A 7,239-nucleotide genomic window follows, 5' to 3' on the forward strand; every position below is an offset into this window, starting at 1 on the left:
CTTGAAAAGGAAGATGCCAATGGCCATGTGTTCAATGCCGGTACAGGTAACAGTATCACTGTGAGCGAGCTTGCAAATATGGTACTTGAAATATTCGATTTGGACGTGCCGGTGCAGTACATGCCTGAAAGGCCCGGGGACATAAAATACAGTTGTTCTGACATTTCCAAAGCGCGGAAAACCCTGGGATTTGAACCAAAGGTTTCTCTCAGGGAAGGTCTGATGGAATTTGCTGAATAACCTGAAGGAGCCACGGGTGTGGTGACAATAAGGTTGGACAATGATTTTTAAGATCACAAAGTTCAGGATATTCGTATCATCGAGCGTGCTTTATGCTCTGGCTATCTTTTATCTGTCAGCACATTCCGAGATCAACATCCCCTGAAGCATCACTCATCTGCCAGTTCTGTACTGGGTCAGGGACCAGCTACTGAATCTTGGACTAATACTTGTCATAGACCTTGTGCATTATGCCTATGACCATAAAGACAAAGTACTTCAGATGGGTTTCTATTTTGGCTTTGGTGTGCTGCTGCACCTCACCTTCAGGAACTCAAAACATGTTTTCCTGAGAAGGTATGCTGCTATCCTGGCTATATTGGTGGGCATATTCTATGGCATTACGGATGAGTTCCATCAATCCTTCGTACCAAGAAGGAGTTCAAGCGAATGGGACGTCCTAGCTGATAGTGTAGGTGTGGTCGTTGCACAGGCAGGTATCCTGGTACTTATCATAAAGCATCTTTGGGACAAGAAGAATAAAAAAACGATAGATCAATTTAAAAAAGTAAAAAAGAAAAAGAAGAACGATCACTTAAGAGAGTGACCGTTCTTATCTCCTCTGCCTATTCCCTTATAGACAAAACCTGCATTAATGAACCTGTCTGGGTCCACCACATTGCGGCCATCGATTATCACAGGCTGTTTCTTTCCCATCTTCTGCTTGATCTGTTCAGGGGTCAGGCCGAAATATTGCTTATGTCCTGTAAAGATAACGACCACATCGGCTCCTGTCAGCACCTCATCGATATTGGCATGTATATCTATGCCGGGATAGTGGACCACGTGAGGGTCATGCACTTTTATTTCACAGCCAGCCTGTAGCACCATATCCCTGTATGGTTCTGAAGGAGGATTGCGGGCGTCATCGGAATCGTTCAGGAATGCCCAGCCTAACATAGCGATCTTGATGCCTTTTGGCTTTTTACCGATCCTTTCCAGAGCCTTGACAGTGAGATTGAACATGTGCTTTGGCATAAAGTCATTTACCCTTCTGGCAAGCACATAGATGGACTCGGCATTTTCCGGATAGTCCAGCGGTTCTATACCCAGGGTGACACCGCGCTCCAGATGATATGTATCCTTGGTCAGACAGTGTCCACCGACCCCTGCTCCAGGGTACAGGATAGCTCGTGTGATACCCTCGCCTTTAAGGCTTGCAATACCGGCGCGCACATCATATACATTGATGCCCATAGCCTCACAGTACAATGCAAGCTGGTTAGCTGCTGCTATCTGCAGGTCCCTGAAAGTGTTCTCAGCGGTCTTGGTGACCTCGGCAGCAGTAGCTGTCATGGGTATTACCTTGCCTTTAGTGAGCACAGGCGTATATAGCTCAACTGCCCTCTTTGTACAAACATCATCAATACCACCCACGATCCTGTCGTGCTCCCTTATGTTCTGCAGAAGCCTTCCGACCATAACCCTCTCAGGCGCATGCGCCAGTGCAAAGTCCTCACCTGCAACAAGACCTGATTCCTTTTCCAGGATCTCCCTTGCCATGCCGACGGTGGTACCTGGGGTAATGGTGGATTCAAGCACTACAAGCATACCTTTCCTGAGATTCTTGCCAACGTTCTTTATACCTTCGATAAGTGCAGTAAAGTCCGGCAAGAGGCTCTTTGGGTCCTCGAACGGTGTCTGGATAGCCAATGTAACAGCATCAAGCTCGCTGATCCTTGAGAAATCAGATGTACAGGTGAACTTGCCTGCCTTTACGACCTTCTGCAGCAGATCTTCAAGTCCTGGCTCCTCACCTTTCAGGGGACTTTCTCCCCTGTTAAGCATGTCTATCTTGTATCCTGAAGAAGATGAAGCTCTCTGGAAACCCAGTACGTGATCAAAGCAGGGAGCATCTGCAAACAGTGCAGCTGCCGGGATACCCACATATCCCATGCCGATAACACCTATTTTCTTGATCGGCCCTTTCTCCTTAAGTATCTTTATTAATTTCTCGCTCATTATAATTCACTTTCCTTTTTTTATTAAATATCTATCACTTTTTCTTCATGATATGATGTAATAGCGGCCATACATGCCTCCAGGGCATGTTTTCCATCCACTCCATTTGGATGTGGCTGTTCTTTATTGGCAACACACCGTACGAAGTATTGAAGTTCATTGAGCAGTGGCTCCTTTGGCTCGACCTTTGCCTCACGTACCCATTCCTTGTCGTGGAGCACAAGAGATTGCTTGAGATAATCAAGATATGCAACACCCGCAACACCCACTGCGGTGAGAGTGCGTACTTTATGTGGCGTGAGCCAGTTCACATCCACAAGACCTGAATAATCATGCTCGAAACGCAGGTGTATGGATGCATGGTCCTCGGAAGAATGAATGTTAGCTCCTGCTATAGTATAGACCTGGTCTATCTTCTTACCATACAGATAAGAAATAATATCCACATCATGCACTCCAATATCCAGAATGACACCAACATCCCTTATCCTGGGATTATAGGCACCTACCCTTCTTGTGGAAATGGATACTACCTTACCTAATAGTCCGGACTCTATGATCTGCTTGAGCTTGATCACAGCAGGATTGAACCTCTCGATGTGCCCCACCATGAGCATCAATCCCTTTTCCTTGGCAGCATTGATCATCAGGTCTGCATTTTCAAGAGTGTCTGCAATTGGTTTTTCTACAAGAACATTAACTCCCGCATTCAAAGCGTCCAATGTTACAGATGTATGCATTTTGGTGGGCACCACAATACTGACGGCATCCAATCCCTGGGCCAATAGCTTCTTATAATCCGTATAAGGCGTGGTGTTGAAAGTATGTGCAAGCTCTTCAACAAGTTCTTTGTTCACATCAGAGATACCAACCAGCTCTACACCGTCCATCTCACTGTAGATCCTTACATGGTTCTTTCCCATGGAACCTACACCAATGACTCCTATTCTTATCATGTCTTACCTCTGGTCCCATTCCTTTATACATGCAATGACAGTGTTTATATCAGCATCTGATAATCCCGGATGCACTGGTATGGACAGGACTTCGCGGGCTGCCTTCTCACTATTGGGGAAACTTCCTGCATAACCCATTTCCTTGTACAAAGGCTGCTGGTGGATGCACAGGGGATAGTATGTACCTGTACCAATACCTTTCTCTTGAAGTGTATCACGTAGTGAATCACGGCGGGGTGTGCGGATAGTATACTGGTGGTACACATGTGAGCAGTTCTCTTTCTCTACAGGTAATATGAGGTTCTTTGAGCCTTTAAGACCACTTGCAAGCTTCCTGGCGTTCTGCCTTCTCTTTTCGGTGAACTCGGCCAGCCTTCCCAGCTGTACGATACCTATAGCAGCGGAAATATCGGTCATACGGAAATTATAGCCTATCATCTCATGCAGATAGCGCTGTTTTGAACCATGCGCCCTGAGCATGCGTGAACGGGCTGCAATGTCCGGGTCATCCGTGGTAATGATACCACCCTCACTGGTGGTCATGTTCTTGGTAGGGTAGAAGCTGAAGGCACCGGTTCCGAATGAACCGACCTTCTTACCTTTGTACGTTGCTCCGTGTGCCTGACAGGCATCCTCGATGACAAGAAGGTTATGGTCTTCAGCTATTTCCATAATTGCACCCATGTCAGCAGCATGCCCGTAAAGATGTACAGGCATTATTGCCTTTGTGCGACTGGTTATCATCTCATGGACCTGGTCAGGAGAAATAATATAGGTATCTGGGTCAATGTCTGCAAAAACAGGTTTTGCGCCAGTGTACACAATAGAATTGGCAGTGGCTACGAAACTGAAGGGTGAGGTTATAACCTCGTCTCCCTGGCCTATGCCATGGGCCATCAATGCTACATGCAATGCGGCAGTTCCGGAGTTTACAGCTACCGCATGATCCACTCCGATATATTCTGCAAAGGCCTGCTCGAACTGGGCCACCCTCGGCCCTTCAGCTATTACCCCTGAACGCAGTACGGCGGTGACGGCCTCGATCTCCGCTTCGTCAAGGTATGGTTTTGCGATGTTTATCATCATATACCTCTTTAAGAACTACAAATAAAACAATAGACCTATATTTATAATTTATTCAATTGTCTAAGCTTCTCCGGCAGTTCGGTTATTTTTGCCGGACATCCTATGGCAAGCTTCCATGGAGGCACGTCTTTTGTGACCAAAGCCCCGGCAGCTACCATTGATCCTTCGCCGATCTCCACCCCTGGAACAAGAGTGGCATTGGCACCAATGGATGCACCTTTGCGCAGTGTAGGTCCATCGGCTATGTATTCGCCTCTCACAGGATATTTATCGTTCGCAAGCGCGGCACATGGACCGACGAATACGTTATCTTCTATTGTGACATGCGTGGGAATGTAGACATTACCCTGAATGCTCACATTGTTACCGATCTTTACATTACCGTCTATGATCACATTGGTGCCTACAAGTACACTGTTGCCTATTGAAGTGTTCTCCCTTATCATAGCATTGTGACCAGTCTTGAACCCGTTACCTGTTTTCACATTACTGAATATGGTAGTACCGGCACGGATGAAAGAGTCCCTGCCAATGGTGGTACCCGGATGATCATGGTCCTCGATCTCGATCCCTTGTTTTATGATCTCCATTAACACACGATGTTCGGGGTAGCCCAATGTGACATTTTCCATAATGACAGTTCCTTCACCTACAGAAGTTCTGCCATAAAGCTTTGAGCTTCGGTGTATCCTAATATTTTCTCCCATTAATATCCTCTTCTGACTATCAACAAATTAAATATATTTTGCTTATTATATCGTTATTTGTATATATAAAGGTTACAGCACGTTTCATGGCTTAAGGGCTCCCGATATGACATATAATAGATATTTCTGTCGCAGGTATCTGACACTCAGGAGTAGAAGGATCATGAAACCCGTGGCCTCAGAAACGAACACATAATCAAGGGCCGGAGTATATGCATAGGTCATGAGGGTCTGGAAATAATCAAGGATCCCATCATAGGGCCCTGGATTACTTGGGAACTGCCAGCCCATAAGGGGCCAGAACAGTGTTGCAGGTACTTCCCACATATTGTCCTCGATCAAATGACAAAAACTTGCAGCGCAGAGGAACATGAATCTCATATCGTTCTTTTTCTTCCATATATAGAATGCAGCGCCGCAGAGGATTATAAAGAACAGCAAGGTATGTGCAAAAATTCGTCCATTATCTATAGTTCCTGAGAATATGACCCTTCCTATTGGTTTATCAATAAGGTCCGGCAGCATGGAGCCAAATAGTACCGCCGCATAGTCAATGCGGCCTTTCAAAGCTGGCGATCTATGCTCCAGAAGCATGAAAAGACCCAATGTTATTCCTAAATGGCCAAAGACAAACATCGCATTAATATAATATTCTGATATAAATACGTTTATGGTTTATCGGGTTGTTAATATATTCTCTTGCTATTTTAAAAAAGGGAATACAGCGTAGCTATTTTACTGGAGTTCTTAGCAAAGTCCTATTTTCGGAACTTACGATAGAATTTGCCATAAAATGGCTCCTCATTCCTGTATTTTTTGATCTTTGTCCAATCTTCCACCTCTTTGATGAACTCTTCCCTGGACATGCCTATCTGCTTCAGGAAATCATCGAGGCCCTGTACTATCTGGGGGTTTTCCAGCTCTTCCAGTTCCAGTTTAAGAGCCTCTTCCCGTGTCATCTGTCCCAATCTTATGCGGTTGCTGTAATAGAATGTAGATGGTGTGACCTCCGGGAATTTGATAGTATGTATATAGAAGGGGATCTCATGCAGGAAGCAATCTGTGTGTTCAAAACTATCGCCGGCCCTTTCCCATCCCATTTCACGAGCTATGGTTTCAAGGATCTCTTTATAATTAGGGTCTAAATAGTCATATATTCCCACAGTGCCAGGAGTGATATATTTAGGAACGAACTTATCCTTGATGCCCATAAGGTTAAGTGCAGCACTTAGATAGGACTTATAACTGATTTTTGGCTCATGACCTAATAAAGAAGCACATCCGTTCTTAACTTCAATATCTTTGCACACGTTCTGGAAAACTGTAAGGTCCCCACTTTGGAAAACCTCGGGAAATCCACTCAAATAGGAGATCTTTCGGCCATTTCCGGATATTACGATCGGTATATTGAAAGCTTCAAGAGGGAAGTAGCTCACTAGTCCGATACCCCGCATGCAGGGAACACATACATGACCGCACTGTATTATGAACTACTTGTATAGTTCAAGCATTGTTTTCGGATTGACGGCATAATAAATATGATCTGCTCTTGTAGCATTGATCGCATTTCTGATGTTCTTTCTTGCATAGTCCGATAAGAACCCATTGTCAAAAGTAATGCACAGGCATCTGAGGTTGTATATCTTATCGCAAACATAGAGTGCATATGTGCTATCCTTTCCTCCGCTCAGAGGGATAAGGCAATCATATTCAGCATTTTGTTTTTTCACTTTTTCAATGATTTGCTCAAATTGCTTTTTCTTCATCTCTTTTACATTGTCCCAATCACCGAACGATCGGTCAAAACTGTTACAATAATTACATACCCCTTTGTCATCAAGCTTTACACTTGGCAAACTGGCTGGCAGGATACACCGGGAACACCTTACAATTTCTTCCAAAAATATGCCTCCACGTAAAAAAGTCATTAGATCAACTATAATTACTTATGCCCAAATATATATTAATCGAATATAAATGCATTGTGTTTTAATTCAATGAACAGTTATAACGCAGGAAGTAGCCACGATTATCACAGCTACTTTGCACGAAGATCGACTTATGGCAGATCTTAAGCCGATGCTGGAAGTAAAGCCTCTGGAAGAATACACCGCTATTGTACTGTTTGCTCCACTCTACGGTTTCACTGGCACAGGGAAGCACGGCTTTTCGTTCACAGCATCGTAAATTTGAAATGTATGCGGGATCTAAAAAAGTATAGCTATGGAAATAAGAGAACTGGTACATCA

9 protein-coding genes and 1 pseudogene are annotated in these 7,239 nt (G+C 44.6%); 3 read left to right on the forward strand and 7 right to left on the reverse strand.

Annotated features, from left to right (window positions below):
- Positions 1–240 (forward strand): annotated as a pseudogene (locus A4E24_RS07685) (GDP-mannose 4,6-dehydratase); the annotation flags it as partial.
- A gap of 262 nt (positions 241–502) precedes the next feature.
- Positions 503–826: a VanZ family protein gene (locus tag A4E24_RS07690; RefSeq protein WP_292352700.1), complete on the forward strand. Its 324-nt coding sequence runs from the start codon at positions 503–505 to the stop codon at positions 824–826.
- On the opposite strand, the gene A4E24_RS07695 is transcribed toward A4E24_RS07690, so the two are convergent.
- The 7 genes from A4E24_RS07695 to A4E24_RS07725 all read right to left on the reverse strand — a co-directional run bounded on the left by A4E24_RS07695 (position 811) and on the right by A4E24_RS07725 (position 6,891).
- Complete coding sequence (locus tag A4E24_RS07695) at positions 811–2,241, reverse strand: nucleotide sugar dehydrogenase (protein ID WP_292352701.1); 1,431 nt, start codon at positions 2,239–2,241, stop codon at positions 811–813. The genes A4E24_RS07690 and A4E24_RS07695 overlap by 16 nt on opposite strands.
- A 23-nt stretch (positions 2,242–2,264) precedes the next feature.
- Positions 2,265–3,197: a UDP-N-acetylglucosamine 3-dehydrogenase gene (locus tag A4E24_RS07700; RefSeq protein ID WP_292352702.1), complete on the reverse strand. Its 933-nt coding sequence runs from the start codon at positions 3,195–3,197 to the stop codon at positions 2,265–2,267.
- A 3-nt stretch (positions 3,198–3,200) separates the two neighbouring features.
- Positions 3,201–4,283, reverse strand: coding sequence for a DegT/DnrJ/EryC1/StrS aminotransferase family protein (locus tag A4E24_RS07705; RefSeq protein WP_292352703.1), 1,083 nt, complete (start codon positions 4,281–4,283; stop codon positions 3,201–3,203).
- A 41-nt stretch (positions 4,284–4,324) separates the two neighbouring features.
- Entirely contained in the window at positions 4,325–4,990 is a 666-nt protein-coding gene (locus A4E24_RS07710) for an acyltransferase (RefSeq protein WP_292352704.1), read from the reverse strand.
- An 84-nt stretch (positions 4,991–5,074) separates the two neighbouring features.
- On the reverse strand, positions 5,075–5,626 hold the full coding sequence (locus A4E24_RS07715; RefSeq protein ID WP_292352705.1) for a metal-dependent hydrolase: 552 nt from the start codon (positions 5,624–5,626) through the stop codon (positions 5,075–5,077).
- A 122-nt stretch (positions 5,627–5,748) separates the two neighbouring features.
- A complete protein-coding gene (locus A4E24_RS07720; RefSeq protein ID WP_292352706.1) occupies positions 5,749–6,444 on the reverse strand; it encodes a hypothetical protein in 696 nt (231 codons plus the stop codon).
- A gap of 36 nt (positions 6,445–6,480) precedes the next feature.
- Positions 6,481–6,891 (reverse strand): hypothetical protein, encoded by a 411-nt coding sequence (locus A4E24_RS07725; protein WP_292352707.1) that lies wholly within the window; start codon positions 6,889–6,891, stop codon positions 6,481–6,483.
- Between the two features lie 160 nt (positions 6,892–7,051).
- On the opposite strand from A4E24_RS07725, the gene A4E24_RS07730 reads away from it, so the two are divergent.
- Entirely contained in the window at positions 7,052–7,177 is a 126-nt protein-coding gene (locus A4E24_RS07730; RefSeq protein ID WP_292352708.1) for a hypothetical protein, read from the forward strand.
- Positions 7,178–7,239: the final 62 nt, after the last annotated feature.

The sequence above is a fragment of the Methanomethylovorans sp. PtaU1.Bin093 genome (genome assembly GCF_002067275.1).
Classification (GTDB): Archaea; Halobacteriota; Methanosarcinia; order Methanosarcinales; family Methanosarcinaceae; genus Methanomethylovorans.

What these genes read in the sequence shown, in the direction of transcription:
- A4E24_RS07695 (WP_292352701.1), bottom strand. Translation starts at nt 2,241, where the DNA reads ATGAGCGAGAAATTAATAAAGATACTTAAGGAGAAAGGGCCGATCAAG.
- A4E24_RS07700 (WP_292352702.1), bottom strand. Translation starts at nt 3,197, where the DNA reads ATGATAAGAATAGGAGTCATTGGTGTAGGTTCCATGGGAAAGAACCAT.
- A4E24_RS07720 (WP_292352706.1), bottom strand. Translation starts at nt 6,444, where the DNA reads ATGCGGGGTATCGGACTAGTGAGCTACTTCCCTCTTGAAGCTTTCAAT.
- A4E24_RS07715 (WP_292352705.1), bottom strand. Translation starts at nt 5,626, where the DNA reads ATGTTTGTCTTTGGCCATTTAGGAATAACATTGGGTCTTTTCATGCTT.
- A4E24_RS07710 (WP_292352704.1), bottom strand. Translation starts at nt 4,990, where the DNA reads ATGGGAGAAAATATTAGGATACACCGAAGCTCAAAGCTTTATGGCAGA.
- A4E24_RS07705 (WP_292352703.1), bottom strand. Translation starts at nt 4,283, where the DNA reads ATGATGATAAACATCGCAAAACCATACCTTGACGAAGCGGAGATCGAG.
- A4E24_RS07730 (WP_292352708.1), top strand. Translation starts at nt 7,052, where the DNA reads ATGGCAGATCTTAAGCCGATGCTGGAAGTAAAGCCTCTGGAAGAATAC.
- A4E24_RS07690 (WP_292352700.1), top strand. Translation starts at nt 503, where the DNA reads ATGGGTTTCTATTTTGGCTTTGGTGTGCTGCTGCACCTCACCTTCAGG.